This window comes from Planococcus sp. S3-L1, assembly GCF_030063085.1.
GTDB classification, from domain to species: Bacteria; Bacillota; Bacilli; order Bacillales_A; family Planococcaceae; genus Planococcus; species Planococcus kocurii.
This window is the reverse complement of record NZ_JASISN010000006.1, coordinates 32,950-59,831: the sequence shown is the minus strand read 5'-3', so window position 1 is coordinate 59,831 and position 26,882 is coordinate 32,950. Positions and strand designations below refer to the sequence as shown.

31 protein-coding genes are annotated in these 26,882 nt (G+C 41.2%); 30 read left to right on the top strand and 1 reads right to left on the bottom strand.

The window, feature by feature from the left end:
* Positions 1 to 29: 29 nt before the first annotated feature.
* From ndk to QMF37_RS08090, 14 genes are all read left to right on the top strand, one after another.
* Positions 30 to 476, top strand: coding sequence for a nucleoside-diphosphate kinase (gene ndk / locus QMF37_RS08155; RefSeq protein ID WP_058385041.1), 447 nt, complete (start codon positions 30 to 32; stop codon positions 474 to 476).
* A 225-nt stretch (positions 477 to 701) separates the two neighbouring features.
* The gene (gene aroC, locus QMF37_RS08150) at positions 702 to 1,874 is read left to right on the top strand and encodes a chorismate synthase (RefSeq protein ID WP_058385042.1); all 1,173 of its coding nucleotides are present in this window, start codon (positions 702 to 704) and stop codon (positions 1,872 to 1,874) included.
* Between the two features lie 2 nt (positions 1,875 to 1,876).
* On the top strand, positions 1,877 to 2,953 hold the full coding sequence (aroB, locus tag QMF37_RS08145) for a 3-dehydroquinate synthase (RefSeq protein WP_283477743.1): 1,077 nt from the start codon (positions 1,877 to 1,879) through the stop codon (positions 2,951 to 2,953).
* Entirely contained in the window at positions 2,950 to 3,333 is a 384-nt protein-coding gene (gene aroH / locus QMF37_RS08140) for a chorismate mutase (RefSeq protein ID WP_058385044.1), read from the top strand. The genes aroB and aroH overlap by 4 nt, the downstream gene beginning before the upstream one ends.
* Positions 3,330 to 4,418, top strand: a complete 1,089-nt coding sequence (locus tag QMF37_RS08135) for a prephenate dehydrogenase (protein ID WP_283477740.1) — start codon at positions 3,330 to 3,332, stop codon at positions 4,416 to 4,418. Before aroH ends, QMF37_RS08135 begins: the two co-directional genes overlap by 4 nt.
* A gap of 16 nt (positions 4,419 to 4,434) precedes the next feature.
* Positions 4,435 to 5,727 carry a 3-phosphoshikimate 1-carboxyvinyltransferase gene (aroA, locus tag QMF37_RS08130; protein WP_283477737.1) on the top strand — a complete coding sequence of 431 codons (1,293 nt, stop codon included), beginning with the start codon at positions 4,435 to 4,437 and terminating at the stop codon, positions 5,725 to 5,727.
* Between the two features lie 77 nt (positions 5,728 to 5,804).
* The gene (locus QMF37_RS08125; protein WP_283477736.1) at positions 5,805 to 7,058 is read left to right on the top strand and encodes a tetratricopeptide repeat protein; all 1,254 of its coding nucleotides are present in this window, start codon (positions 5,805 to 5,807) and stop codon (positions 7,056 to 7,058) included.
* Positions 7,059 to 7,072: 14 nt separating this feature from the next.
* On the top strand, positions 7,073 to 7,633 hold the full coding sequence (locus tag QMF37_RS08120; protein WP_078080517.1) for a ReoY family proteolytic degradation factor: 561 nt from the start codon (positions 7,073 to 7,075) through the stop codon (positions 7,631 to 7,633).
* Positions 7,634 to 7,642: 9 nt separating this feature from the next.
* Positions 7,643 to 8,095 (top strand): DUF2487 family protein, encoded by a 453-nt coding sequence (locus QMF37_RS08115; protein ID WP_058385049.1) that lies wholly within the window; start codon positions 7,643 to 7,645, stop codon positions 8,093 to 8,095.
* Positions 8,096 to 8,235: 140 nt separating this feature from the next.
* Positions 8,236 to 8,739 carry a Rieske (2Fe-2S) protein gene (locus tag QMF37_RS08110; protein ID WP_058385050.1) on the top strand — a complete coding sequence of 168 codons (504 nt, stop codon included), beginning with the start codon at positions 8,236 to 8,238 and terminating at the stop codon, positions 8,737 to 8,739.
* A 21-nt stretch (positions 8,740 to 8,760) separates the two neighbouring features.
* Complete coding sequence (gene qcrB / locus QMF37_RS08105; RefSeq protein ID WP_058385051.1) at positions 8,761 to 9,435, top strand: menaquinol-cytochrome c reductase cytochrome b subunit; 675 nt, start codon at positions 8,761 to 8,763, stop codon at positions 9,433 to 9,435.
* Between the two features lie 38 nt (positions 9,436 to 9,473).
* Complete coding sequence (locus tag QMF37_RS08100; protein ID WP_078080516.1) at positions 9,474 to 10,256, top strand: menaquinol-cytochrome c reductase cytochrome b/c subunit; 783 nt, start codon at positions 9,474 to 9,476, stop codon at positions 10,254 to 10,256.
* 64 nt (positions 10,257 to 10,320) lie between these two features.
* Positions 10,321 to 10,932 carry a lipoprotein heptaprenylglyceryl N-acetyltransferase LhaT gene (lhaT, locus tag QMF37_RS08095; protein WP_058385053.1) on the top strand — a complete coding sequence of 204 codons (612 nt, stop codon included), beginning with the start codon at positions 10,321 to 10,323 and terminating at the stop codon, positions 10,930 to 10,932.
* Between the two features lie 55 nt (positions 10,933 to 10,987).
* Positions 10,988 to 11,671, top strand: coding sequence for a zinc metallopeptidase (locus QMF37_RS08090; protein ID WP_078080515.1), 684 nt, complete (start codon positions 10,988 to 10,990; stop codon positions 11,669 to 11,671).
* 41 nt (positions 11,672 to 11,712) lie between these two features.
* Here the strand turns inward: QMF37_RS08090 and QMF37_RS08085 are convergent, their stop codons facing one another.
* Positions 11,713 to 12,579 (bottom strand): YitT family protein, encoded by an 867-nt coding sequence (locus QMF37_RS08085; protein ID WP_078080514.1) that lies wholly within the window; start codon positions 12,577 to 12,579, stop codon positions 11,713 to 11,715.
* Between the two features lie 107 nt (positions 12,580 to 12,686).
* On the opposite strand from QMF37_RS08085, the gene QMF37_RS08080 reads away from it, so the two are divergent.
* From QMF37_RS08080 to QMF37_RS08005, 16 genes are all read left to right on the top strand, one after another.
* Positions 12,687 to 13,025 (top strand): nucleotide pyrophosphohydrolase, encoded by a 339-nt coding sequence (locus QMF37_RS08080; RefSeq protein ID WP_058385056.1) that lies wholly within the window; start codon positions 12,687 to 12,689, stop codon positions 13,023 to 13,025.
* Entirely contained in the window at positions 13,022 to 13,822 is an 801-nt protein-coding gene (gene dapB / locus QMF37_RS08075) for a 4-hydroxy-tetrahydrodipicolinate reductase (RefSeq protein WP_071154481.1), read from the top strand. Before QMF37_RS08080 ends, dapB begins: the two co-directional genes overlap by 4 nt.
* A 13-nt stretch (positions 13,823 to 13,835) precedes the next feature.
* Entirely contained in the window at positions 13,836 to 14,240 is a 405-nt protein-coding gene (gene mgsA / locus QMF37_RS08070; protein WP_071154480.1) for a methylglyoxal synthase, read from the top strand.
* Positions 14,241 to 14,251: 11 nt separating this feature from the next.
* A complete protein-coding gene (gene bshA / locus QMF37_RS08065; RefSeq protein ID WP_078080513.1) occupies positions 14,252 to 15,394 on the top strand; it encodes an N-acetyl-alpha-D-glucosaminyl L-malate synthase BshA in 1,143 nt (380 codons plus the stop codon).
* Positions 15,391 to 16,524, top strand: a complete 1,134-nt coding sequence (locus tag QMF37_RS08060; protein ID WP_058385060.1) for a CCA tRNA nucleotidyltransferase — start codon at positions 15,391 to 15,393, stop codon at positions 16,522 to 16,524. Before bshA ends, QMF37_RS08060 begins: the two co-directional genes overlap by 4 nt.
* Positions 16,502 to 17,503, top strand: a complete 1,002-nt coding sequence (locus QMF37_RS08055; RefSeq protein WP_078080512.1) for a biotin--[acetyl-CoA-carboxylase] ligase — start codon at positions 16,502 to 16,504, stop codon at positions 17,501 to 17,503. The genes QMF37_RS08060 and QMF37_RS08055 overlap by 23 nt, the downstream gene beginning before the upstream one ends.
* 281 nt (positions 17,504 to 17,784) lie before the next feature.
* Positions 17,785 to 18,621 carry a pantoate--beta-alanine ligase gene (gene panC / locus QMF37_RS08050; RefSeq protein ID WP_071154479.1) on the top strand — a complete coding sequence of 279 codons (837 nt, stop codon included), beginning with the start codon at positions 17,785 to 17,787 and terminating at the stop codon, positions 18,619 to 18,621.
* Positions 18,622 to 18,624: 3 nt separating this feature from the next.
* On the top strand, positions 18,625 to 19,008 hold the full coding sequence (gene panD / locus QMF37_RS08045) for an aspartate 1-decarboxylase (protein ID WP_071154478.1): 384 nt from the start codon (positions 18,625 to 18,627) through the stop codon (positions 19,006 to 19,008).
* A 143-nt stretch (positions 19,009 to 19,151) separates the two neighbouring features.
* Positions 19,152 to 21,911 (top strand): ATP-dependent DNA helicase DinG, encoded by a 2,760-nt coding sequence (dinG, locus tag QMF37_RS08040; RefSeq protein ID WP_283477723.1) that lies wholly within the window; start codon positions 19,152 to 19,154, stop codon positions 21,909 to 21,911.
* Positions 21,912 to 21,935: 24 nt separating this feature from the next.
* Positions 21,936 to 22,106, top strand: coding sequence for a YpmA family protein (locus QMF37_RS08035; protein WP_071154477.1), 171 nt, complete (start codon positions 21,936 to 21,938; stop codon positions 22,104 to 22,106).
* An 8-nt stretch (positions 22,107 to 22,114) separates the two neighbouring features.
* Positions 22,115 to 22,591 (top strand): cell wall elongation regulator TseB-like domain-containing protein, encoded by a 477-nt coding sequence (locus QMF37_RS08030; protein WP_283477720.1) that lies wholly within the window; start codon positions 22,115 to 22,117, stop codon positions 22,589 to 22,591.
* 5 nt (positions 22,592 to 22,596) lie between these two features.
* Positions 22,597 to 23,796, top strand: a complete 1,200-nt coding sequence (locus tag QMF37_RS08025) for a pyridoxal phosphate-dependent aminotransferase (protein ID WP_269465416.1) — start codon at positions 22,597 to 22,599, stop codon at positions 23,794 to 23,796.
* 31 nt (positions 23,797 to 23,827) lie between these two features.
* Entirely contained in the window at positions 23,828 to 25,123 is a 1,296-nt protein-coding gene (gene asnS, locus QMF37_RS08020; RefSeq protein WP_058385066.1) for an asparagine--tRNA ligase, read from the top strand.
* Positions 25,124 to 25,152: 29 nt separating this feature from the next.
* The gene (locus QMF37_RS08015) at positions 25,153 to 25,854 is read left to right on the top strand and encodes a DnaD domain-containing protein (RefSeq protein WP_283477717.1); all 702 of its coding nucleotides are present in this window, start codon (positions 25,153 to 25,155) and stop codon (positions 25,852 to 25,854) included.
* Between the two features lie 12 nt (positions 25,855 to 25,866).
* Complete coding sequence (gene nth, locus QMF37_RS08010; protein WP_071154475.1) at positions 25,867 to 26,547, top strand: endonuclease III; 681 nt, start codon at positions 25,867 to 25,869, stop codon at positions 26,545 to 26,547.
* Positions 26,522 to 26,860 (top strand): YpoC family protein, encoded by a 339-nt coding sequence (locus QMF37_RS08005; protein ID WP_071154474.1) that lies wholly within the window; start codon positions 26,522 to 26,524, stop codon positions 26,858 to 26,860. The genes nth and QMF37_RS08005 overlap by 26 nt, the downstream gene beginning before the upstream one ends.
* Positions 26,861 to 26,882: the final 22 nt, after the last annotated feature.

Here is a 26,882-nt window from a genome sequence, read left to right as displayed (position 1 = left end):
CCCGAGCTTTTAATAGAGGAGTGTTCACATTGGAAAAAACATTTTTAATGGTTAAACCAGATGGCGTTCAACGCAACGTAATCGGAGAAATCGTCGCACGTTTCGAGAAAAAAGGATATCACTTAGTAGGTGCTAAATTGATGCAAATTCCTACTGAGTTGGCTGAAGAGCATTACGGCGAGCATAAAGAGCGTCCATTCTTCGGTGAATTGGTTGAATTTATCACTTCTGGTCCTGTATTCGCAATGGTTTGGGAAGGCGAAAACGTTATTTTGACTGCACGTCAAATGATGGGCGCGACAAACCCGAAAGATGCAGCTTCAGGAACTATCCGTGGCGACTTCGCAGTTACTGTCGGCAAAAACATGATTCACGGTTCGGATTCTGCTGAAAGTGCAGAACGCGAGATCGGCTTGTTCTTCAAAGAAGAAGAATTGGTTTCATATGAAAAAACAATGAACAACTGGGTTAACTAATCCCATTTTTTAAAAAGCAGCCTAGCTGCTTTTTTTTATTTATCTTGAGAGTCTGCCAAGAAATGTGGCTGCTCTTTTTTTAGGTTGGAAGTGCTTAAGTGATGAAGGAAAAAAATCTCAATTGATTGAAGTTTCACTTTATCAAATTTTCATATAGAATTGAAGAAATACCTTGTGGTATAGTGGTACATAAATACTTTAGCACGTTGAAGGGAGAAAGCGTAAATGCGTTATTTAACAGCAGGAGAATCACATGGTCCGCAATTGACTGCCATCATCGAGGGATTGCCGGCGCAGTTGCCTTTAACGGCAGAAATGGTTAATAAAGAATTAAAAAGAAGACAAGGCGGCCATGGTCGTGGTAGAAGAATGCAAATCGAAAAAGATACAGTTGAAATTGTGTCCGGTGTCCGACATGGTAAAACTTTAGGGTCACCTGTCGCTTTAGTTGTGAAAAATGACGATTGGAAACATTGGACATCAATTATGGGGATTGAGCCGATAGAGGATACAGAAGAAGTAAAGCGTCAGTTATCGCGTCCACGTCCTGGTCATGCTGATTTAAATGGCGGTATGAAATATGGTCACCGTGATCTTCGAAACGTTTTAGAACGTTCTTCAGCACGTGAAACAACGGTCCGTGTAGCAGTTGGTGCAGTAGCAAAGCAGTTACTTGCTGAACTCGGCATTAAAATTGTTTCACATGTGACTGAAATAGGTGGAATTAAAGTAAATCCAGAAAGTTACCTTGGAAAGTCTGTAGATGAAATTCGAGAAATTGTTGAAAATGATGCCGTTTATTGCGCTGATCCAACGGTGACTCAGGAAATGATGGATTTAATAGATAAAACTAAGAAAAATGGTGATTCTATCGGTGGAACAGTAGAAGTGATCGTGGAAGGCATGCCTGCTGGAATTGGTAGCTATGTCCATTACGACCGGAAACTGGACGCTAAATTAGCAGCTGCCATTATGAGCATAAACGCCTTCAAAGGGGTTGAATTTGGTCTAGGGTTTGAAATGGCTAGAAAACCAGGCAGTGAAGTTCATGATGAAATTCTTTGGGATCAAGAAAATGGCTACACACGCAAAACGAATAATCTCGGAGGTTTCGAGGGCGGAATGACGACTGGAATGCCTATTATCGTTAGAGGTGTAATGAAGCCGATTCCGACTTTGTATAAGCCGCTTAATAGTGTGGATATTGAAACGAAAGAACCTTTTCAAGCAAGTATTGAGCGTTCTGACAGCTGTGCCGTTCCGGCAGCTTCGATTGTTGCTGAGCACGTAGTCGCATGGGAAGTCGCAAACGCATTGTTGGATCAGTTCGACGCAGATCAAATGCCTCGCTTAGTAGATAATCTAAAAAATTACCTGGAATACACGAAGGAGTTTTAAGAATGAAGCAATTGCGAGTCGAGGCAAATCATCCTTATATGGTTCATATCGGTGCGGGAGCTTTCGATTTGTTCGCAAATGCTTATCGCCCTTTGCTAGATAATGCCGATCGAATTGTGGTTATCGTCGACAAACAAGTGGCAGAGCTTCATTTACCGTATTTATTAGCTCATTTAACAAATTGGGACGTTCGTGTGTTAACAATTCCGGCTGGAGAAAGTGCAAAGTCCGTGGAAACCTTTATGGCGTGTCACAGCTTTCTGCTTTCCGAAAATTGCTCAAGAGCTTCTTTGCTACTCGCTTTTGGTGGAGGCGCGACAGGAGATGTAGCCGGATTTGTTGCTTCGACTTTCATGCGGGGCATCTCGTTTATCCAGCTTCCAACGACGATTTTGGCTCATGATAGTGCAGTCGGCGGTAAAACAGCCATCAATCATGAGTTAGGAAAAAATATGATCGGTACATTTTATCAACCAAAAGTCGTTTTGTATGATAGTAAATTGCTGGCAACTTTACCTGTTCAAGAAGTACGTTCAGGTATGGCTGAAGTGATCAAGCACGCCTTTATATCTAATGAAGAGTGGTTGAATGAATTATTGGCTATTGAGAACTTTAAAGACATGACAGAAGACGATTTGAATCGCCATTTGGAAAAAGGCATTGCTGTAAAAGCGGCGATTGTTGAAGAAGACGAATTTGAAGGCGGTGTTCGTAAATACTTGAATTTTGGTCATACGTTGGCACACGCATTAGAAGGACATCTGGGTTATGGCAAACTTACACACGGAGAAGCCGTCGTGCTTGGAATGTCTTATGCTCTTCTTTTGTCAGAGCATAGTAAATTAGCTGAATTTATCAGGTGGTCTAGTACAAATGGCTATCCCCTTCATTTACTACAGGAAATTCATTTTGAGGCATTGTTGCCTTATATGAAAAAAGATAAAAAATCTTCAAGAGGAACACTGAATTTTGTTTTACTTGAACGCACAGGCAAACCATGTGTAGAACAAATTGAAGAGCAGCACGCACGTGCAACCTATGAAAAATTAGTCTTACAGATAGGAGAAGTGATTAGATGATACGTGGAGTACGAGGTGCAATTACAGTTTCTGTAGACCAGCCAGAAGAAGTATTAAAAGAAACACAACGGCTAGTGTTAGAAATGGCTAAAGAAAACAATATTGAACCAGATGATGTTGCGTCAGTCATCATTTCGACGACGACTGATATTTCATCTGCTTTTCCAGCGAAAGCTGTTCGGACAATTGCGGAATGGACATATGTACCCGTCATGTGCACACATGAAATGGACGTTCCTGGGAGTATGCCTCTATGTATCCGTGTCATGATGCACGTTAATACCGTGCTGGGTCAGCAAGACATTCACCATATTTATTTGAACGAAGCGATTAAGCTGCGTCCGGATTTATCTGCTAAAAGCCAGGTGAGTTCAACGTGACAACTCATATTTTAATTATTGGATTAGGCCTGATTGGTGGGTCGCTCGCAAAAGCGCTTCAGCGTAATCAGGATGTCCATGTGGCAGGGTACGATGCCGATCCATTGACCGCTAGAAAAGCTTTTAAAATGGGGATCATACATAGTTCACCGCCATCACTTGAACAAGCAGCATCAGAAGCTAATGTTATCGTCTTTGCTACACCCGTAGGGGCTACAATCAAATTAATGGAACAAAGTAAATATTGGCAGTTGAAAGATGATGTCATCTTGACAGATACGGGTAGTACTAAAATACAAATAATGGAATCTTCGAAAAGCTTGAACCATCTTTTTATAGGCGGTCATCCAATGGCGGGATCGCATAAGAGTGGGGTAGAAGCAGCAAAAGAAGTGTTATTTGAAAATGCCTATTATATTTTAACACCTGATAACGCGACGGACGATGAACGTTTACACTTTTTAAAAGAATTATTGGCAGTTACTAAAGCAAAAATTAAGATATTGCCAGCAGAAGAGCATGATCATATGACAGCGATAGTGAGTCATTTCCCACATTTGATTGCAGCATCACTGGTTCATCAATTAGATCAAGAGGATAAATTTCCTTTTGCTCGACAACTAGCGGCTGGTGGTTTTCGGGATACGACACGTATCGCTTCGGCAAATCCCGAAATGTGGAGAGATATTACCACTCAAAATAATACAATGATTGTTCAGCAGTTGGATAATTGGATGGAGCAAATGGAACAATTAAAACAGATGCTTAAAAAAAATGATCCAGAACCGATTCAACAATTTTTCTCGCATGCTAAGACAGTAAGGGACGAGTTGCCGATTTCTGGGCATGGTGCGATGTTCTCGGTATTCGATTTGTATATCGATGTACCCGATATACCGGGTATTATCTCGGAGTTAACTGGCTATCTAGCAGAAGAAGAAATCAGTATTGTCAATCTTCGAATTTTGGAAACGCGTGAAGACGTATTTGGTATTCTTGTTATCAGTTTCCAAACAACGGAAGATCGTGCGCGCGCACAAAAATGCATGATGACTCGAACTGTATACGATACATATATTTCCTGAAAGGACGGATAAGCCCGTGGTATTATCTTTAGCGTTTAAAAAACCAGCCTTAAAAGGCACCATTCAAGTTCCAGGGGACAAATCAATTTCTCACAGAGCTATTATGTTTGGATCTATGGCAACAGGGACAACGACAGTAGAAGGTTTTCTTATGGGAGACGATTGCCTAAGCACTATCTCCTGTTTTAAAAAGCTGGGCGTAAAAATTAATATTACAGAAGACTTAGTGACCATTCAAAGTAGAGGAGAAGATTCTTGGAAAGAGCCTTCTGAAGTTTTGGATACCGGGAACTCGGGAACGACAACAAGATTAATGCTTGGATTATTGGCGGGAACTTCTTTTCATTCAATTTTAGTTGGAGATGAGTCTATTGCAAAGCGTCCTATGAGACGCATCATCGATCCGCTTCGCGAAATGGGTGCAGATATTCGAGGGCGAGAAGACGGACAATACACACCTTTAGCAGTTCAAGGAGCACAGTTAAAGGCGATTGACTATACATTGCCAGTTGCCAGTGCTCAAGTAAAATCCGCCATTTTATTGGCTGCATTAAAAGCAAATGGCAAAACGATTATTCATGAGCCAATCGCTTCGCGCGACCATACAGAAATCATGCTAGAACATTTTGGCGCTACGATTACACGTGAAGACTACCAGATTAAGTTAGAAGGTGGTCAAAAGCTAACGGCTGCAAATGTGAAGGTGCCGGGTGACATTTCGTCTGCGGCCTTTATGATAGGTGCTGCGTTAATTACTGAAGGGAGCACAGTGACGCTAGAAAATGTAGGAATTAATCCGACGCGGACAGGTATTTTAGATGTGATTGAACAAATGGGCGCTAATTTTGAATTGGAAGAACATGATACGCAAGGAGAACGTTCCGCAGATGTAACCATTCATTCGAGTAAATTGAAAGGAATTGAAATTGGCGGAGAGTTGATTCCACGATTGATTGACGAAATTCCTTTGATTGCACTTATCGCTACACAGGCTGAAGGGACGACAGTGATCAGAGATGCTGAAGAGCTTCGCGTGAAAGAAACAGATCGTATTTCTGCTGTTGTCAAAGAATTGACGAAAATGGGCGCAGACATTGAAGCGACTGAAGACGGCATGATCATTCATGGACCAACGGCTTTAACCGGTGCTGAAATGACTTCTTACGGCGATCACCGCCTTGGGATGATGGCGGCAATTGCTGCGTTAATAGCATCTAGCGAAGTTGTCATTGATGACGCTGAATGCATTTCAGTTTCCTACCCCAACTTTTTTGAACAACTTAATTTACTGACAACTAGACTCTCCTGATGGGGAGTTTTTTTAGTATGATAATAACAAGATTTCGTGTAGGATGAGAGTGAGAATGTGAAGGAATAGGTGATAGTATGGCTAACATAGAACAGATACAAAAAGCAGTCGAACAAGGAGATCCCAAACTTCTAAATACATTACTGGATGACTACTTGCTACAGGGAGATCCTGATGAGCAATACGGGTTGTCGGAATGGCTGGCAGAAATCGGTTTTGTAGAAGAAGCAATTAAAGTACTTGAGCATTTGCAATATATTTTTCCAGAAGAAGCGCAATTGGTTATCGATCGAGCAAACTTGCTGATTGATGCTGATCGCGAAGATGATGCGTTAAATGCGTTAATGGAAGTGTCTAAAGACGACGAATTATATGCCCAGGCGCTCGTAACTTTAGCGGACTTGTTCCAACTTCAAGGCTTGCTAGAAGCTGCTGAAAGTCGCTTAAATGAAGCGATTGAATTGATGCCTGACGAACCACTTCTGCAACAAGCGAGAGCAGAACTACTTCTCGACTCGGGCCGTTATCTGGAATCGGCAAAAATTTATCAAGAACTGGAGTCAAAACAAATTGTCATTGAAGGAGTCAATCTTTCAGAGAGACTTGCTGAAGTTTACAGTGCAGGAGCTGCTTATGAAGAGGCGTTACCGTACTACGAAAAGGCGTTGGAAGATCAAGCTACGCCAGACGTTTTATTTGGAGTAGCATTTGCAGCTTTTCAAACACGCCAGTATGACATGGCTGTACGTCGGCTTGACGAGTTGATTGGCATTGATCCGGATTATTTTTCTGCTTACTTATTAAAAGCACAAAGCTTGAATATGGCAGAAGATTATCAGGCGGCCTATCAGGCGATAAACGAAGGAATTACTAGAGATGAATTTGACAAGGAATTGTATTTGTTTGCAGGTAAACTTGCCATGAAACTTGGTAAGTCAGCAGAAGGTGTTGGCCATTTACGCCAGGCAATCGCATTAGATCCAGAATATATGGAAGCGATCTATACGCTGGTGTCTTACTTCCATGCCGAAGAGATGGATGAAGAAGTTCTTGAACTTGCGCAGATGGTGATTGAAAGTGGAGATGATTGGGCTGGTCTTTATCCGATGATTGCTGAAACTTATGAACGCAGTGAAGATTATGAGCAGGCGACCGTGTATTATGAAAAAGCTTATCCAGCTTTTAAAGATGATGTTGTTTTCCTTAAGAAATACGCATTATTTTTAATAGAAGAAGGAAAAAGAGCTGCTGCTCTCGAAATGATTAAAGAGCTACAGGCATTAGAACCAGAAAATCCAGAATGGTTTGATTGGCAACAGTCGTTTGACTGAAAGGAGGAAGTTTCATGACCGCTTCAGTGTCGATAGGTGAAAAAAAGCAATTTGTCCGTTGGTTTCTGCAATCATACAAAATGAAAAGACGTGAATGTATTTGGATTCTCAATTATATGTTGAGCAACGAAGATTTGCTTGAGAAAACCCATTTTGTTGAAGAAGCGCATTACTGTCCGCGCGCAATGGTCATGTCTTCAACCGATTCCAAAGAAATTCCGTTTCGTTTCTACAAAGGCAACTTGATGACGGCGGATGCTGAGAAATCGTTTCACGATTTACGTCTCAATCCGGACGAACATTTATATATTCAATTGAATTTCCCGAACATTCCTCCACCTACCATGTATTTATCGGTGTTGGAAGAAAATCCATATATCCCTAAGGATGCTTCTGTTAACGAGCAAGATCGTCAAATTGCTGAAAAAATTCTTGAGGAAAGCATGTCCGTGTTCCATGAAGAAACGATTTACAAACAAATTGATGAAGCCTTGGACGCTAATGATCGTGACCGCTTTTTTGAATTGTCCGCGATGTTGAAAGCGTTCAAAGCGATAAAAAAAGATGGAGAGTGAAAAAGCGCTATGCATTTTATCGGAAAAGAGATAGATCAATACTTGAGCCAACAAGATTATATAGATACAGCAGTCGTGCCACTTCTTCAGTTAGATTTAAGTGAAGCAGGCATGAAATCGAGTGCAGGAGCTTCTGAGTACTTACAAAACTTGACTGCTTTATTAGAGAAACAATTTAAAGGGCGGATCCTTTTGTTCCCGCCCATTTCTTATGGCAAAGGAGCAAATCGTCAACGAATTGCTGAAGAACTGTCGCAAGAATTGGGACATACGAAATTCAAACACGTTTTTTATTTGACGACAGATTCAGAGTGGCGAACCATTGACAGTCTTAAAAATGTGTTATGGCTACCTGCGATTCCAATTGAAGATATGGATCAATCTTTTAAAAATTCGGTGATGGAAGACCAGTTAAGGCAGGTATTGCCGCTATTTACAAAAGAATGGTCACATCATTCATGAAATGTTCACAAACTGCATGATTAGGCTGAATGCGATATTGACCTAAAGATTTGATTGATATATCATTAGGTTGTCCTAGTAATTATATTTGAATGAGTATGTCCATTGGACTGACCTTGAATGTTAGAGGGGGGAAAAGGATGAGTAATAATCGTGTATCACGACGTCAATTTTTAGGCTACACATTAACAGGTGTAGGTGGTTTCATGGCAGCAGGAATGTTGATGCCAATGGTTCGTTTTGCGGTAGACCCGATACTTCAGCAACATGAAGGCGGAGACTACGTTTTAACTGATCAAGCTGTAGCTGATATCACGGCAGAACCAGTACGTGTCGACTTTACGTTTGAACAAACAGACGCTTGGTATGTATCTGAAGTGACGAATTCAGCTTGGGTGTATAAAGAAGGCGATAAGTTAATCGCGCTTTCACCTGTTTGCAAACATTTAGGATGTACAGTGAACTGGGCGGGTTCTCCGGAACACCCGACACAATTTTTCTGTCCATGCCACGCAGGCCGTTATGAGAAAAACGGACAAAACATTGCAGGAACACCGCCGCTTGGACCACTCGATGAGTACCAAGTGAAAGAACAAGATGGCTTTGTAGCTATCGGTGCAGTAAGAGAAAACACACTAGTTTAATAGTTAGGGGGTACGACACCAGTGCTAAACAAGTTATATGATTGGGTTGATGAGCGATTAGACATCACGCCTATCTGGCGTGATATTGCTGACCATGAAGTACCTGAGCACGTAAACCCCGCACACCACTTTTCAGCATTTGTTTATTGTTTTGGGGGACTTACATTTTTCATTACAGTAATCCAGATCTTATCCGGTATGTTCTTAACAATGTATTATGTGCCAGATATTGAAAATGCTTGGCAGTCGGTTTATTATCTTCAAAATGAAGTTGCTTTTGGAGAAATTGTGCGTGGGATGCATCACTGGGGAGCTTCGCTTGTAGTGGTCATGATTTTCCTTCATACATTACGAGTATTCTTTACAGGTTCTTATAAGAAACCTCGTGAATTGAACTGGGTAGTTGGCGTTTTGTTATTCGGCGTCATTCTTGGATTAAGTTTCACAGGTTACTTGCTTCCATGGGATATGAAAGCTTTATTTGCAACAAAAGTTGGAATTGAAATTGCGGCATCTGTACCCGTGCTCGGTGAATCGATCAAAATTCTATTGGCTGGGGATTCAACAATCCTTGGTGCACAGACTTTGACACGATTCTTCGCTATCCACGTCTTCTTCTTGCCTGCAGCTTTGCTTGGGTTGCTAGCTGCTCACTTTATCATGATCAGAAGACAGGGTATTTCAGGACCGCTATAAATCATTCCGTAACAAGGATTTTTTAAGGAGGGAACACTATGCATCGCGGAAAAGGGATGAAATTTGTAGGAGATTCGCGTGTTCCAGGTTTGGAATTCCGTCAGCCGAATGTTCCTAAAGATTACTCCGAATACCCTGGTAAAACAGAAGCTTTCTGGCCGAACTTCCTTTTGAAAGAATGGATGATTGGTTCAGTCTTCTTAATCGGTTATTTGTTGTTAACTGTCGCTCATCCGTCACCTCTTGAAGGACAGGCAGATCCGACGAATACAGCTTATATTCCATTGCCAGACTGGTATTTCTTGTTCTTATACCAATTACTGAAATACCAATTTGCTTCCGGACCATTTAACGTGGTTGGTGCTATCATCATTCCAGGTCTTGCTTTTGGTGCACTTATGTTGGCGCCATTCCTAGATCGTGGACCGGAAAGACGTCCTTCGAAACGCCCGTTGCCTACAGGATTTATGATTCTTGCAATCGCATCAATTATTTTCCTTACATGGGAATCAGTAGCCAACCATGACTGGGAAGCTGCTGAAGCGCAAGGAGAAATTAAAGAAGAAGTGGAAATTGATACAACGGATCCAGGATATGAAGTTTATGCTGGTGCGGCATGTATCAGTTGTCATGGCGATAACTTAGAAGGAGCAGTTGGTCCAACACTTGTTGGTACTGGTCTGACTCCTGAAGAAATCGCTGAAATTGCTGTCAATGGTATCGAAAAAGATGGAGCTCAAGTGATGCCTCCATCTTGGGATGGAACAGATGAAGATCTGCAAGTCTTAGCTGAATTTATTTCAGGCCTTGAAGCAGAATAATCAATAATAAAAAAAGAGCCGGGAAACCGGCTCTTTTTTTCTACCTTAGAAAGGAAGAAAAACAATGCTTTCCTTCGCGATTAAAATTTCAGCTTGGTTGATGTACCGGCCATTTTTGATTTTGCTATTTCTGGTCAATCTAGCTGGTACAATTTATGGATACATATGGTATGGCTGGCAATTGAAAATAACAGAGCCGCGTTTTTTGATTTTTGTTCCTGATAGTCCGACCGCGAGTTTGTTTTTTACCATTGTTTTGGGACTATGGATTTTTGGTAAAAGAAGCCGTTTGTTTGAAGCGCTGGCATTTATTACATTAATCAAATACGGGTTGTGGGCAGTGGCGATGAATTTACTAACGCTCTGGGAAGTTGGTTCCATCGGCTGGATTGGTTGGATGTTGATTGGCTCCCATTTCGCTATGGCGCTTCAAGCGGTGCTGTATATTGAGCATTATCGCTTTGGCTGGCTATCGGCGACGCTGGCTGCTGTATGGACGCTTCACAATGACGTTATTGATTATGTTTTCGGCCAAATGCCAATTTATAGCACCTTGAGTGAGTACACGAGTCAAATTGGCTATTTTACTTTCTGGTTATCAATCGTTTGTGTCGGCTTCGCCTTTTATGTCGTTCGTTTGAATAAAAAGCAGTCCATTTCAGTTGACCAATATTGACTAATGCAAGTAAAATAAACGTATCAAGCAGAAAGAAAGAGGTGTTGATTTATACATGGGAATGGGCGGATATATCTTCTATTTTATCCTATTGCTAATCATCCCGATTTGGGCGCAATTCAAATTAAAAAGAACATACAAAAAATACTCAAAAGTTCGGTCGACTTCTGGTCATAGTGGCGCACAAGTGGCACGGATCATTTTGGATGCTAATAATCTTCGAGACGTTAAAGTCATAGAAAGTCGTGGCCTGCTTAGTGACCATTATAACCCGCTGACAAAAACAGTAGCACTCAGCAGTCATAATTATCACGAAGCATCGGTTGCAGGAACAGCGGTTGCGGCTCACGAAGTTGGACATGCGATTCAAGATGCGGAAGATTATTCGTTCTTGCGTCTGCGTCATCGTCTTGTGCCAATTGTTAATGTATCTTCTAATATGTCTTGGATCTTTATTATGATTGGTTTCTTTTCTGCGTGGAGCGGGGCGTTACTGATTGGAATCGTCTTACTAGCTGCTGGAGTCGTCTTTCAGTTAGTGACCTTACCGGTCGAGTTTAATGCTTCTAGCCGAGCGATGGATCAATTGCTGTCGCATAACATCATTCGCAATGAAGAAGAACGTCACGCAAAAAAAGTATTGAGTGCAGCAGCGATGACTTATGTCGCAGCTACTGCAGTTGCAGTTCTTGAACTTGCCAGATTAATTTTGATTTACACCAATATGAATCGCTCATAAAAAAACGGCCCGCGTTTGGGCCGTTTTTTAATATAGAAAAATTAATCAATCGGTCTTTTTTCTTCGTCAAGTGTAAATCCTTCACCCATCACATCGTGAACATCCATTAAGGACACAAATGCATGAGGGTCAACAGAGTTGATAATGCTCTTCAATCGAACAATTTCATTTCTTGCGATAACGCAATACAGAACTTCACGTTCTTCTTTTGTAAAGTGCCCATACCCTCGAAGAATTGTGATGCCTCGGTCCATCTCAATGGCAATGCGACTGGCGATTTCTTCTTGGGAATTTGAAATGATCAAAGCGCCACGACCTGAATAAGCGCCTTCTTGAACAAAGTCGATAACTCGTGCACCAATAAAAACAGCAACGAGTGTGTACATCATGGAGCGATGATCGAGGAATGTCAACCAAGACAGCATAATGACGCCGGCATCAAACAAAAACATTGTTTTGCCCATGCTCCAGCCTATGTATTTTTGGGCCAAGCGGGCAATAATGTCTACGCCTCCCGTAGTTCCTCCAAATCTGAAAATAATGCCAAGTCCAATGCCCACAAAAACACCGGCAAACAAGGCTGCTAAAAACAAATCATCTTGTAAGTTGATTTGAATTTCATAGATTAAAAAGATTTTTAAGAATACAGAAACAGCTACTGTTCCAATAACGGTATACAGGAAAACTTTTCTGCCAAGGAGCTTCCATCCGATAAAGAATAGAGGAATATTCAACAATAAGTTCATCAATGCAGGATCCCAATGGAAGATAAAGTACAAAATCAATGTAATTCCAGCGAAACCGCCTTCTCCCAATTCGTTTTGGATATTAAAGTGAACAAATCCAAAACTGTAAATAGCGGCACCGAGAACGATGAAAAAGATATTTTTAATTTTTAGTTCTTTCAATTCATCCAAGCCCCTTTCAAGAATGTCAACTTCTGTATTATCGTTGAAAAGATGAGTTTTGACAACATCTCTAGTTTTCTTTACGATTGACTGAGGAGCGTGATGAAATGAACAGTGAAAAAACGATGAAACAGCTTCAACAAGACGTTGATACATATATTGGACAATTTAAAGAAGGCTATTTTCAACCGATGGAAATGATGGCGCGAATGACAGAAGAACTCGGCGAACTTTCAAGAGAAGTGATGCATCAATACGGTCCAAAGAAAAAGAAGAGTTCAGAAGCTGCTAACAGCATGGAAGAAGAAATGGGCGATGTCTTATTTGTTTTAATTTGTATGGCAAACTCGATGGACATTGATTTGGCAAAGGCTCATGACCGCGTGATGGAGAAATTTTCTAGTAGAGATAAAGATCGTTGGACAAGAAAGGATGAAGTCAAATGACAATTCGCGTGGCAATTGCAGGAGCAAGAGGTAAAATGGGCAAAGAAGCTGTACATACGGTTATGAACAACGACGAAATGGAACTAGTTGCTGTTTTAGACTATAAAGAAATTGGTCGCACGTTAGCAGATACTAATTTATTTCCTTCTCATTACACGGTACCGGTTTTTATCGATCTTCAAGAGCTGCACACAATCACCAAACCGGATGTGCTGCTCGATTTAACGACACCTGAATTTGTCTATGAACATACAAAGCAAGCACTAGAATTAAACATACGTGCTGTTGTTGGGACGACCGGTTTCTCAGATGAACAACTTGAAGAGCTGAAAACGCTCTCTAAAGCTTCGAAAATTGGCTGCATCATCGCACCCAATTTTGCCATTGGAGCTGTATTAATGATGAAATTTGCTGAACAAGCTGCTAAGTATTTACCAGATATTGAGATTATCGAAATGCATCATGACCAAAAACTAGACGCGCCTTCTGGAACTGCGATGAAGACCGCTCATTTGATTTCACAACAACGCCCGATCTATCAACAAGGACATATTCGTGAGAAAGAAACTCTGCCAGGTGCTCGTGGCGCTAATTATGACGGCATGCGCATACATAGCGTGCGGTTACCGGGGTTGGTTGCTCATCAGCAAGTGTTGCTTGGAGGAGAGGGACAATTGCTAACGCTGCGTCACGATTCGTTTAATCGAGGTTCGTTTATGTCAGGCGTTGTGTTATCTATCAAAACCGTAATGGAAAAAGAAGAGCTTATTTATGGCTTGGAACATATAATCGATTAAAGGGGAAGATGACATGAAAATTGCATTAATTGCCCATGACCGAAAAAAAGATGATTTGATCCAATTTGCTATAGCTTACGAGTCAATTTTGTCTCAGCACACACTGTATGCGACTGGAACGACGGGTCAGCGAGTAATAGACGAAACAGACTTATTGGTTATTCGTTTTCAGTCAGGACCGCTTGGAGGGGATCAGCAGATTGGTGCAATGATCGCGCAAAATGAAATGGATATGATTATTTTTTTTCGTGATCCATTAACTGCCCAACCCCATGAACCTGACGTAACAGCGTTAATTCGTCTATGTGATGTCTACAGCATTCCACTGGCTACGAATATGGGAACGGCTGAAGTTTTACTTAAAGGATTGCAACATGGTTTTATTGATTGGCGATTGCTCGGAGAAAGAAGAGGATAGGAGAGGGAACTGTGCGAAAAATGAAAATCGGCATTACTTGCTATCCAACAGTCGGAGGGTCTGGGGTTATTGCTACAGAATTAGGGAAGATGCTGGCGGAAAAAGGGCACGAGGTTCATTTTATAACATCCAGTACTCCTTTTCGGCTAAATAAAACCTATGCAAATATCTTTAATCATCAAGTTGATATTAATACGTATTCCGTATTTCAATATGCGCCTTATGATATTGCGCTGGCTACCAAAATTTCTGAAGTCATTAAAAATGAAAACTTAGATCTTTTGCATGTTCATTATGCGATTCCACACGCCGTCTGCGCCATTCTTGGGCGAGACATGGCGGGCTCAAATATCGGAATTGTAACGACCTTACACGGCACAGACATCACAGTACTAGGTTCTGATTCATCATTGAAAGAAGCAATTCGCTACGGGATTGAAAAATCAGATATTGTTACAGCCGTATCAGATTCATTAAAAGAACAGACCTATGATCTTATTAAACCGAATAAAAAAATAGAGACAGTTTATAATTTTGTTGACGAAAGAGAATATTTCCCGCAAGATGCTACGAAACTAAAAGAGCAATTAGGCATCGGTGCTAATGAAAAAGTAATGATTCACGTTTCGAATTTCCGTAAAGTGAAACGTGTTCAAGATGTTGTAGAGACGTTTTCTTTGGTGCGTCAACAACTGGATTGCAAGCTATTATTAGTAGGAGACGGACCCGAAATGAGCCGAATTATTCAGCAAGTAAGGGATTTGGAGTTGGAAGATCACGTATTATTTCTTGGCAAGCGCGAAGGCCTTGCTGAATTTTATAGTATTAGTGACATTAAACTGTTGTTGTCTGAAAAAGAGGCATTTGGCTTAGTTCTACTCGAAGCGATGGCGTGCGGTGTTCCCGTAATTGGCTCCAATATCGGCGGGATGCCTGAAATTATTGATCCAGAAAATAATGGCTACCTTGTTGAACTAGGAGATACACAACAAGCTGCGCAATATGCGATCCGTATATTAAGTGACGATGAGCATTTACAAAATTTGCGACAAGGTGCTTTGGAGACTGTAACTGAGCATTTTCATTCATCAAAAATTTTGGAACAGTACGAAGGCTTATATGAACAGTTGATGATGAAGGCTGAGCAACAATGAATACGGCCATAAAAGTAATCGACACGCTAAAAGATGCTGGATTTGAGGGCTATATAGTCGGTGGAGCTGTCCGTGATTTGTTGTTAGGAAAAGCACCACAAGATGTCGATGTGGCATCTTCTGCATTGCCACAACAGGTGAAGGCGCTGTTTAAACGAACGGTGGATACAGGCATCGACCATGGCACGGTATTGGTACTGCTAGACGGAGAAGGTATTGAAGTGACAACATTTCGAACAGAAAGCGGTTATTCTGATAATCGTAGACCGGATTCAGTCGAATTTGTTTTATCACTCAAAGAAGATTTACGACGTCGCGATTTTACGATCAATGCGATGGCGATGACTGAAAATCAGGAGATTATCGATCCTTTTGGCGGACAAGAGGATCTGCAAAATCAAATCATTCGCGCAGTTGGCAATCCGGATGAGCGTTTTGAAGAAGATGCCTTACGTATGCTGAGAGCAATTCGTTTTACAGGACAATTAGATTTCATAATCGATATGAAGACCTTACATTCGATTCGTCGCCATGCACGCTTAATCAAAGCAATTGCAGTCGAGCGATTAAAGTCAGAAATCGATAAAATATTCGTCAATCCCAGAACACAAAAAAGTATGGCTTATTTATGGGATTCGGTATTAACAAAATTTTTGCCAGCAGGCGAACTTTTTCAAGTAGACTGGATACCCTATAAATCGAATGGTACGTCTACGTTTGGTTGGTTTTATCTGCTACATCAGCAAAATCGTCAGTTTTCAGCTGTCAAAGAATACCGGTTCTCCAACGAAGAAAAGAGACTCATTGAAAAAAGTTTGGAACTAACAAAGCTCGAAACTTGGGACCAATGGACGTATTACCACTATTCAATCGAACAATTGGAGATGGCCGCTTTGGTAACTGACAATGTAGAAAACTTAACAGCTGCTAAGCAACAATTACCGATTCAATCGAAGTCTGATATCGCAGCAAACGGTCTGGACTTAATGCAATGGAGCGGTGACAAATCAGGTCCTTGGCTAAAAGTATGGATTGAAAAAATGGAAAAGCTCATTGTCTATGGTGAATTGGAGAATGACAAAGAACTCATAAAGGACTGGTTTAAAAATGAATATCACCGTCACGCTTAAGATAGCAAAACGATTGATTGAGTCGAATGGTGAAGCTGTATCAGGTCAACATTTAGCAGATGAATTGGGTATTTCGAGAACGGCAATTTGGAAGCACATAAAAGAACTTGAAGAAAAAGGGTACGGCATTGAATCTGTCAAGAAAAAAGGCTATCGGATTGTGATGTTGCCAGATACATTAGAACCACTCGGCATACAAACGGGCTTGAAAACAAAGAGCATTGGTCGAGAAATAGAATATGTCGAAAGTTGCGCATCAACTCAAATCATCGCGCATCAACTCGCGCAAGAAGGTGCCCCTGATGGCACAGTAGTACTTACAGAAACGCAAACAGCTGGACGTGGTAGATTGGCTCGGAAATGGGACTCTGCGGCTAACAAGGGTGCTTGGATGAGTATTATTTTGCGTCCTGATGTGGCACCGCAAAAAGCACCTCAATTTACGCTCGTAACTGCCGTAGCAGTCGTTAGGGCAATCGAAGAAGTGACAGGGCTGCAACCGCAAATTAAATGGCCAAATGATATTTTACTGAATGGCAAAAAATGTACCGGCATTCTGACTGAATTACAGTCGGACGCAGATGGGATTCAAGCTTTGATTATTGGTATCGGTTTAAACATCAATCAAGAAAAAGACGATTTTGATGCCGGGGTACAAGATATCGCGACTTCACTGAAAATGGAAAGTGGAGAAGCGGTAAATCGTCAAAAATTAGTTCAGTCTTTGCTGTTTTACATGGAGCTCTATACGCAAATGTATATCGAAGAAGGTTTCGCTATGCTGAAGATCTTATGGGAGAGCTATTCGACGACAATTGGTCAGCCGGTACGAGCTCGAATGACCAATCAGACACTTGAAGGCATCGCAGAAGGCATTACCGATGACGGCGTCTTGCAATTACGGACCGCTGACGGTAAACTTCATGGTATTTATTCAGCTGATATTGAAATGACTAACAAATCTAGGAAGACGCCATAATAGAGATACATCGGTTTTTCACTAGTCTCTTTAAATAATTTAATCGCTAAGCATACAATATGCTTTTTTAAAAAATTCTGGTATAGTATTTTCAACGGGCAGTATCACTCTTGAACTGCACCGAACAATCGCAAGACACCCAAAATTCTTTATAAATATGTTCTGCCTTGATCAGATTCATGACAGGGACGGAGGAAACCAAGCGTACATTTACTGTCCTTCTGTCTTTTTTTCAGCAGAAGGGCTTTTTATATGGTTTTCTTCCCGAGAGGAGAGAAAAAATGTTGATTTTACAAACGGTAATCGAACTAAAAGAATGGGTTCGTGATACCAAAAAAGCTGGCAAAACAATTGGTCTTGTGCCAACAATGGGTTTTTTGCATGAAGGTCATCTTTCGCTAGTCGAAAAAGCAAAAGCGGAAAACGACAAAGTGGTCATGAGTATTTTTGTGAATCCCGCTCAATTTGGACCGAACGAAGATTTTGATCGCTACCCAAGAGACTTAAAACGAGATCAAGAGCTTGCTAAAAGAGCCGGTACTGACGTGATTTTTGCGCCAAGAGTTGACGAAATGTATCCGCGCGAAAGCCAAATTCAACTATTTGCAGGCGCTCAAGCTGATGTGCTTTGCGGTGCGAAAAGACCTGGGCATTTTGATGGGGTTTTAAAAGTAGTTACCAAGTTATTTCATTTAACAGAAGCTGACTTGGCTTATTTTGGTCAAAAAGATGCCCAACAATTAGCGATTATTGAATCGTTTGTGACAGATTTTAATTTTCCAATGGCCATAAGACGTGGAGAGACGGTTCGCGAAAAAGATGGCCTCGCGAAAAGCTCTCGTAATGTTTACTTGAGTGATGCGGAGCGGAACGAAGCGCCTCACTTGAGAAAAGCATTGGAAATGGGCAAGGCCACATTTCTAAAGGGACAGGATCCAATCGAATCTATGACTGCCTACTTAACTGAACATACATCTGGAAAAATCGATTACATCGAATTACTTGATTACCCAACATTAACGACTACTATTCAGCAGGATGCCATTCTAGCTTTAGCGGTACAGTTTGAAAAGGCGCGTTTAATTGATAACATTATTTTTAATCCAAAGGAGAACTGACCCATGCTTAGAATGATGCTCAATTCAAAAATTCACCGTGCGACGGTGACAGAAGCTGATTTAAACTATGTTGGTAGTATTACCATCGATCAAGATTTGCTGGATGCTGTTGGCATGTTAGCCAATGAAAAAGTGCATATTGTCAACAACAATAACGGTGCACGATTTGAAACTTATATCATTGCAGGAGAGCGCGGTAGTGGTGTGATCTGCGTCAACGGAGCAGCAGCGCGTCTTGTGCAACGAGGAGATATCGTGATTATCTTGTCGTATGCATATGTGATGAACGACAATGCTCGTGATCATAAACCGACTGTTGCTATTATGGATGCCAACAATCAAATCAGAGAAATCATTCACTATGAACCTGAAGCGACAGTCATGTAAAAAACAGCCTCCGAAAAAATTCGGGGCTGTTTTTCTTTTGCCTGAGAGTGTAGCGAAGAAGATTGAATTTTCATCTTGAAAGCGGAAAACGGTAGGATATGTTACAATTTTTTTAGGCAATCACCTAAGAAAGAGGGGCTAAGATGAACACGCAAAAGTATGTCGTTGTCGATATTGAAACAACGGGCCATTCCCCTGCAAAAGGTGACCGGATCATCCAACTGGCAATGGTAACGATTGAAAACGGTGAAATTACCGATACATATACAACATTTATTAATCCTAGGCGCACAATTCCGTTATTTATACAGGATTTAACAAATATTACAGAGGAAGATGTAGCAGATGCCAAGACGTTTGAGCATTATGCAGAAACCATCTATGAAAAAATGCAAGATGCTATTTTTGTCGCACACAATACCAATTTTGATTTACCCTTTTTGCAAGCCGAGCTAAAACGTAGTGGATTGTCAAAATGGCAAGGATTGACGATGGATACAGTCGAACTAGTCAGACTTATGTACCCGACAGCTTTTAGCTTTAAGTTGCAGGACATTACTTCTGAACTTGGCATTCCACTCGAGAGTGCTCATCGTGCAGACGATGATGCGATGGCAACGGCTTTATTGTTTTTACGTGCAAAAAATGACTTGGAATCGTTGCCTTATGACACGTTGGCATTTCTTCACAAACGTTCTTTCCAGTTAAAGTCCGATTTGTCGAGGCTATTCTTTAAGCTGACACAGAAAAAAAGAAGCGCTCAATCAGATGATTTTGATCGGTTCCAAGGAGTACCATTAAAAGCCAGAACAATATTTGAGAAAGATAGGATCGACAGCCCCATCCCACGCGATTGGCGTGAAGGTCTTGAAACGGTCTTTCCGAATTTTGAAAAGCGACCAAGCCAATATGACATGATGGCGACGATTGAAAATGCGTTAAATGAAAAAAAAGAAGTTGTGATTGAAGCATCAACCGGTATGGGCAAAACAATTGCGTACCTGTTACCAGCTGTCAATTATGCACTCGATACCGGTAAGCAAGTTTTAATTAGCACGTATACGACACATTTACAAGATCAGTTGGTGTTAAAAGAAGGTCGAATGATCGAAGCCTTTATTGGTTCGCCGGTGCGTATTTCTTTAATTAAAGGATTATCTCATTATATCGACTTGACCAGATTTGTTGAATTGCTACAAAGTGATGACGAATCTTACGATGAAACGTTTACGATTATGCAAGTACTAGTCTGGTTGACAGCCACAAAAACAGGTGACTTAAATGAAATTAACGCCTCCAGTGGCGGCCAATTTGTCGTTGATAAAATTCGTCGTTCACATATACGCAAATTGTCAAAGCAAGAAAGAAAAGCAGATTTCTACGAGTTTGCGTTAAATCAGGCGAGACACGCACACATCATTGTCACAAATCATGCATTTTTATTGAATCAGCATTTGAGTAAAAAAACAATTTTGACTAATGTAGGTGCTTATATTTGGGATGAAGCGCATCAAGTGGTCCAAGCGGCAGTGTCGCAGCACGAGAAAACGTTTGTGTACACGCAGTGGAAATATATTTTTGGTCAAATTGGCAGTTTCGACGACAAACAATTAGCGTCAGCCCTTTTTGAAACCGCAGAGCGGACTGGATTTTCAACAGTTCCAGAAATGTTGAAACTCGAGTCACTGTTTTTAAGATTCACAGCCCTTTTCGATGAGGTTTCAGGCTTGATAGCTGCTGAATTTACTGCTAGATTTGCCCACAGTCGACACAAAAAGAATTCTGCATTATTGAGTGAACTGTCGCTTTCAGACAGTCGCTTCACAGAAATGTTGTATTATTTAAACGAATGGATCGATTTGTCGCAGCTTATTTTACAAAAAGCGGAACGGTTGTCTGAAAAAACCATGAAAGATCAACTGACGATAGCAGACTGGCGCTATTGGACTGAAGAAATGATGGTTAAAGCAGTGGAGTTTAGTGAAATTTTTGTTTTTCCAGTCATTGAAGAAGTCAGTTGGATTGAAGGGGATTTGAGAAGTTTGCCGACTAGTTTGTCCTTGTACAAGAGACCATTTGCTGTAGCTTCCTTAGTCGACAAAGTAGTGGCTCCTGCGCGTGAAGGCAAAGCTGTTATTTGGTTATCTGGAACGATGACTGTTCCGGCAAATGAACGCTTTATCGTCAATCAAATTGGCATACCTCAGCATGTGCCAATCCTAAAATTCGAACCTCCAAAAGATTTTTATCAAGGCGCACATGTTTATATTGTGGAAGATATGCCCGATATCCAGCATGTTTCTCAGCACGAGTACATCGAATCGGTTGCAGATGCTGTTATTCAAACCGTAATTGTGACAGAAGGTCGCTGTTTTGTCTTGTTTACGTCACAGGATATGCTCCGCAAAACAGTGGATTTAATTCAAGACACCGGCTTACTCGATGATTACATGTTATTTGCGCAAGGAATTTCTTCAGGTAGTCGGATGAAACTATTGAAATCTTTCCAGCGTTTCCAGAAGTCTGTGCTGTTTGGGACGAATAGTTTTTGGGAAGGTGTCGACGTGCCGGGAGATGCACTTCGCGCGGTAGTGGTAGTCCGTTTGCCATTTACGTCTCCAGATGAGCCGATTTTCAAAGCGCGTTCTGCGATTATCACGCGTGAAGGCATCAATCCATTTTTACAATATGCTTTGCCGGAGGCGGTACTTCGTTTACGACAGGGCTTCGGTAGATTGATTCGTTCAAAAAATGACAAAGGTTTGTTTATTGTGCTCGACCGAAGAATTGAGACGAAATCCTATGGTCGTGAATTTATAAGTGCATTGCCAAAAGTCAAAGTATCCAAAGTGTCTTTAGAAAAGATGGTAACCGATATTGAAGCTTGGTATAATAAGCAATGATATAATGAAAGGATGGGCGCAAACATGGAATCAAAAATTGAAGTAATCTCCACAGTGGAACTTACGTATCAAGCAGATTTATATAAAGTGGTAGACGCCTTGAACCGAACGTTAAAAGACAGGAACTTAATGTTCGGACTAGCGCTCGACAAAGAAAATAATGACAAAGCAATTTTTACAATATATAAAACATAGGTGATTACATGAGACAATGGATTACATTCATAATCGGTTTTCTTTCTTTTTTGGCAGTTGCCATCATCATTCTTGTTTTATTTCTTGGCAATAAGCCGTATTCAGAAACAGAGCAACTAGCCATTGATCGCGCAAAAAGCGAGCAATTGATTGAAGATGTGGAGCGTGCTTACGTCTATACGAATACTGAAGCATCCGTCACCGTACTTGGCACAAACAGTAAGGGTGAATTAACCGCTGTATTTGTTCCAAAAGACGGAGGTAAAATGCAGGCAGCTCTTCTTAAAGACGAAATTACTTCTCAACAAGCACGTGAAATTGTTATGGATGAAATGGCTGTCAAAAAAATATTGCATACTAAGTTAGGAATGGAAAAAGATGGACCGGTATGGGAAGTTGCTTTTTTAGATGAAAAAGACAGTTTAAACTATGTCTATTTGTCAGCAAGTGATGGGACTTGGTGGAAACGCATATTGAATTTGTGAAAGGGCTGAAAAAATTGATCAACTTAGCGAATCGTGTACAAACGTTAACACCTTCAACAACTTTGGCAATTACTGCAAAAGCAAATGAATTAAAAGCACAAGGAGTCGATGTCATTGGACTTGGCGCCGGCGAACCGGATTACAATACACCCGCAAATATTCTTGAAGCTGCTTATCAGTCTATGCTAGCTGGAAAAACAAAATACACGCCAGCAGGCGGACTTCCGGCGCTTAAAGAAGCCATCATCCATAAATTGCAAAGAGATCAAGGGTTGAGCTACTGTCAAAAAGAAGTGATGGTTGGCATTGGTGCAAAGCACGTGCTTTATACATTGTTTCAAGTTCTGCTGAACAAAGGCGATGAAGTGATTATTCCGATTCCGTATTGGGTTAGCTATCCTGAGCAAGTCAAGTTGGCACAGGGCGTTCCGGTGTACATAGAGGCGACAGCTAGTCAGGAATACAAAATTTCACCACAGCAGTTACGAGAAGCGATCACAGAACGGACAAAGGCGATCATACTTAATACACCAAGCAATCCGACAGGAATGATTTATTCCAAAGAAGAATTAACAGCGTTAGCGGAAGTTTGCCGCGAATTTGATATTTTAATCGTTTCAGATGAAATCTATGAAAAATTAGTTTACGGAGATATCGTTCACACATCTATCGCGACTCTTTCAGAAGATGCAAAAAATCGCACCGTAGTAATCAACGGCGTATCGAAATCGCATTCGATGACGGGATGGCGAATCGGTTATGCAGCGGGAGACGCTAAATTGATCAAAGCAATGACAGATTTGGCGAGTCATTCTACATCAAACCCAGTAACAACTTCGCAATATGCGGCCATTGAAGCTTATAATGGACCACAAGATGCAGTAGAGGAAATGCGCCAGGCTTTTGAAGGGCGTTTAAATGCGATTTATCCGAAATTACAGGCGATTCCAGGGTTTACAGTATTGCGACCTCAAGGTGCTTTTTATCTGTTGCCAGACGTTTCAGAAGCGGCTAAAAAAACGGGCTATTCGTCAGTTGATGATTTTGTAACGGCGTTATTGACAGAAGCGAATGTGGCGGTTATTCCAGGATCTGGATTTGGCGCGCATGCAACGATTCGCTTGTCCTACGCCACGTCACTCGAAACTTTGACAGAAGCGGTAGAGCGGATTCATCAATTCGTAACATCAAAATGGAAAGACTAAGACAACATTATTCTTTGGAGGCTATTGCTGGATGAAAAAAATTACGATTGCCGAAATGGCTAAATATAACGGACAAACAGTTAAATTAGGAGCTTGGATCGCTAACAAACGTTCAAGTGGTAAAATTGCATTTTTACAGTTGCGTGACGGATCAGGATTCGTACAAGGCGTGGTTGTAAAAGCTGAAGTAGGCGATGAGCTATTCGCTACAGCGAAAGCGTTGACGCAAGAAACGTCTGTTTATGTTACTGGTGAAGTAAAAGAAGATACGCGCTCTGCCTTTGGTTATGAGCTAGCTGTTACAGACGTTGAAGTTATCCATGAAGCGAAAGATTTCCCAATTACACCAAAAGAACATGGTACAGAATTTTTAATGGATAACCGTCATTTGTGGTTGCGTTCACGTAGACAGCACGCAATTATGAAAATCCGCAACGAAATTATTCGTGCGACCTATGAATTTTTTAATGACAATGGCTTTGTCAAAGTAGATCCCCCAATTTTGACTGGCTCATCTCCAGAAGGAACGTCTGAATTATTTGCTACTAAATATTTTGACGAAGATGCGTATTTATCGCAGTCTGGCCAGTTGTATATGGAAGCAGCAGCGATGGCACTTGGAAAAGTATTCTCGTTTGGACCAACTTTCCGGGCAGAAAAATCGAAGACGCGTCGTCACTTAATCGAGTTTTGGATGATCGAACCGGAGATGGCATTTATAGAGCATGCAGAGAGCCTTGAAGTACAAGAGCAATATGTTTCTCATATCGTACAAGCGGTATTGACCAACTGCAAATTGGAATTGGAGCGTCTTGAAAGAGACGTATCGAAACTTGAAAAAATAAAAGCACCATTCCCGCGCGTTTCTTACGACGATGCGATTAAATGGCTAAATGATAATGGCTTTGATGACATCAAATGGGGCGAAGATTTTGGAGCGCCACATGAAACGGCGTTAGCAGAAAGCTATGATATGCCAATATTTATCACGCATTACCCAATCGGCATTAAGCCATTCTATATGCAGCCGCATCCAGAACGTGACGATGTAGTGTTATGTGCAGATATGATTGCGCCAGAAGGCTACGGAGAAATTATTGGAGGATCAGAACGAATCCATGACTACGAGCTAATGAAGCAACGGATTAAAGAGCATAATTTAGATGAAGAAGCTTATGCTTGGTATTTGGATTTAAGCAAATACGGAGCGGTTCCGCATTCTGGATTTGGCTTAGGTCTTGAACGAACAGTAGCTTGGATTAGCGGCGTTGAACACATTAGAGAATCTATTCCGTTCCCTCGTCTTCTAAACCGGTTATACCCATAAAATCGAATAAACAGAAAGGTGGTTGGGATATGAAACAACCTAATCGACTACAAACGTGGATTGAGCAGGAGAATGTTACCATTTCCCAGCTTTTTTTTCAGTTTTATAAAGAACTGAAGATTACAGACGAAGAAGCTATGTTGCTTATGCATATACAAGCATTTCAGCAACTTGGAAACCCATTTCCAACACCAGACGAAATCGGTGCGCGCATGATGACTTCTCAAAAAAGTGTAACGACGATGCTACAAAAATTGATGCAACAAGGCTATTTAGCCATTCAACAAACGACGGAAAGCGATGTGTTAACAGAAGTCATTTCGTTGCAACCTTTATGGGATCGGTTATTAGACTGTGTCTATAAAGAACAGCATGAAATCAAAGAAAATACGCAAAAAGAGCTAGAAGGAGAAATTTTCCAACTGTTTGAGCAAGAATTTGGTCGTTTCTTATCGCCGATGGAAATTGAAACCATCTCTATGTGGATGGATCATGATGGTCATACACCTGACGTAATCCGTATGGCGCTAAAAGAAGCGGTTATTTCACAAAAAATCAGTTTGCGTTATGTCGACCGTATTTTGTTCGAGTGGAAAAAGAAAAACATCAAAACTTCTTCTCAAGTTACGAAGCACGCAAGTTCTTTCAGAGAGAAAAATATCCGGATTCAGCCGACAGAAAACGTTGTGAAAAAAGTTCAGTTTTACAATTGGCTGGAAGACCGCAGTTAGAAGGTGAAGTAGATGATGTCAAAAAAAAAATGGCTAGCCTGTCTAGAAGAAATGGACCTTATGTTTCCAGAGGCACATTGTGAATTGGTGCACCGCAATCCTTTTGATTTATTGATTGCGACACTGTTATCTGCACAATGTACAGACAAGCTAGTAAACCGTGTGACTGCTACTTTATTTCAGAAATACCACGTACCAAAAGATTATGTTTCGGTTTCTTTGGAGGAACTGCAACAAGATATTCGTTCAATTGGATTGTTTCGTAATAAAGCTAAAAATATACAAGCACTTAGTGAAATTTTGATCGCCGATTATGATAGCATTGTACCGGCTGATCGAGACCTGCTGATGACACTTCCAGGAGTCGGACGGAAAACAGCAAACGTCGTTGTTTCTGTAGCGTTTGGTATTCCAGCTTTAGCAGTAGATACGCACGTTGAACGGGTTGCCAAACGTCTGGGATTAAACCGTTGGAAAGACAATCCGCTTCAGGTAGAAGAAACCATTATGAAAAAAACACCTGCAGACCATTGGTCTAAAACACATCATCAAATTATTTTCTTTGGTCGGTATCACTGCAAATCACAAAATCCAGGATGTCCTATTTGTCCACTTTTTGACCGTTGCCGTGAAGGCCAAAAACGCCAAAAAAAAGGACTTGTTAAACGTGAAATCGTCACAGAAATTAACTAAAGAGCAGCTGGAACCGTATTTTTTGGAATGGCTTCGAATCACGACGGAACTGGCCAATTTGCATGAGCAGCGCAGTAAGCAGACTAAGGTCACCATCCAAGAAGGTCTTGAATTGTATCAGCGTCTACTGTCTCACTGTCGCGATGCCTTACAGGATGATGGGTTTGAGCCGTTAAACGGTTCGGAACGCCTGACCTTTATTAAGACGTCTTCTGGAACGTATGCGGCTTATCGTCAATTGGATGAACTGTTTACTGAACTGAAGAAGATATTGGCAAGAAAACGGATTGAACTAAAACGCTTGAACGACTAAAACAACCCACCTCAAATGCATT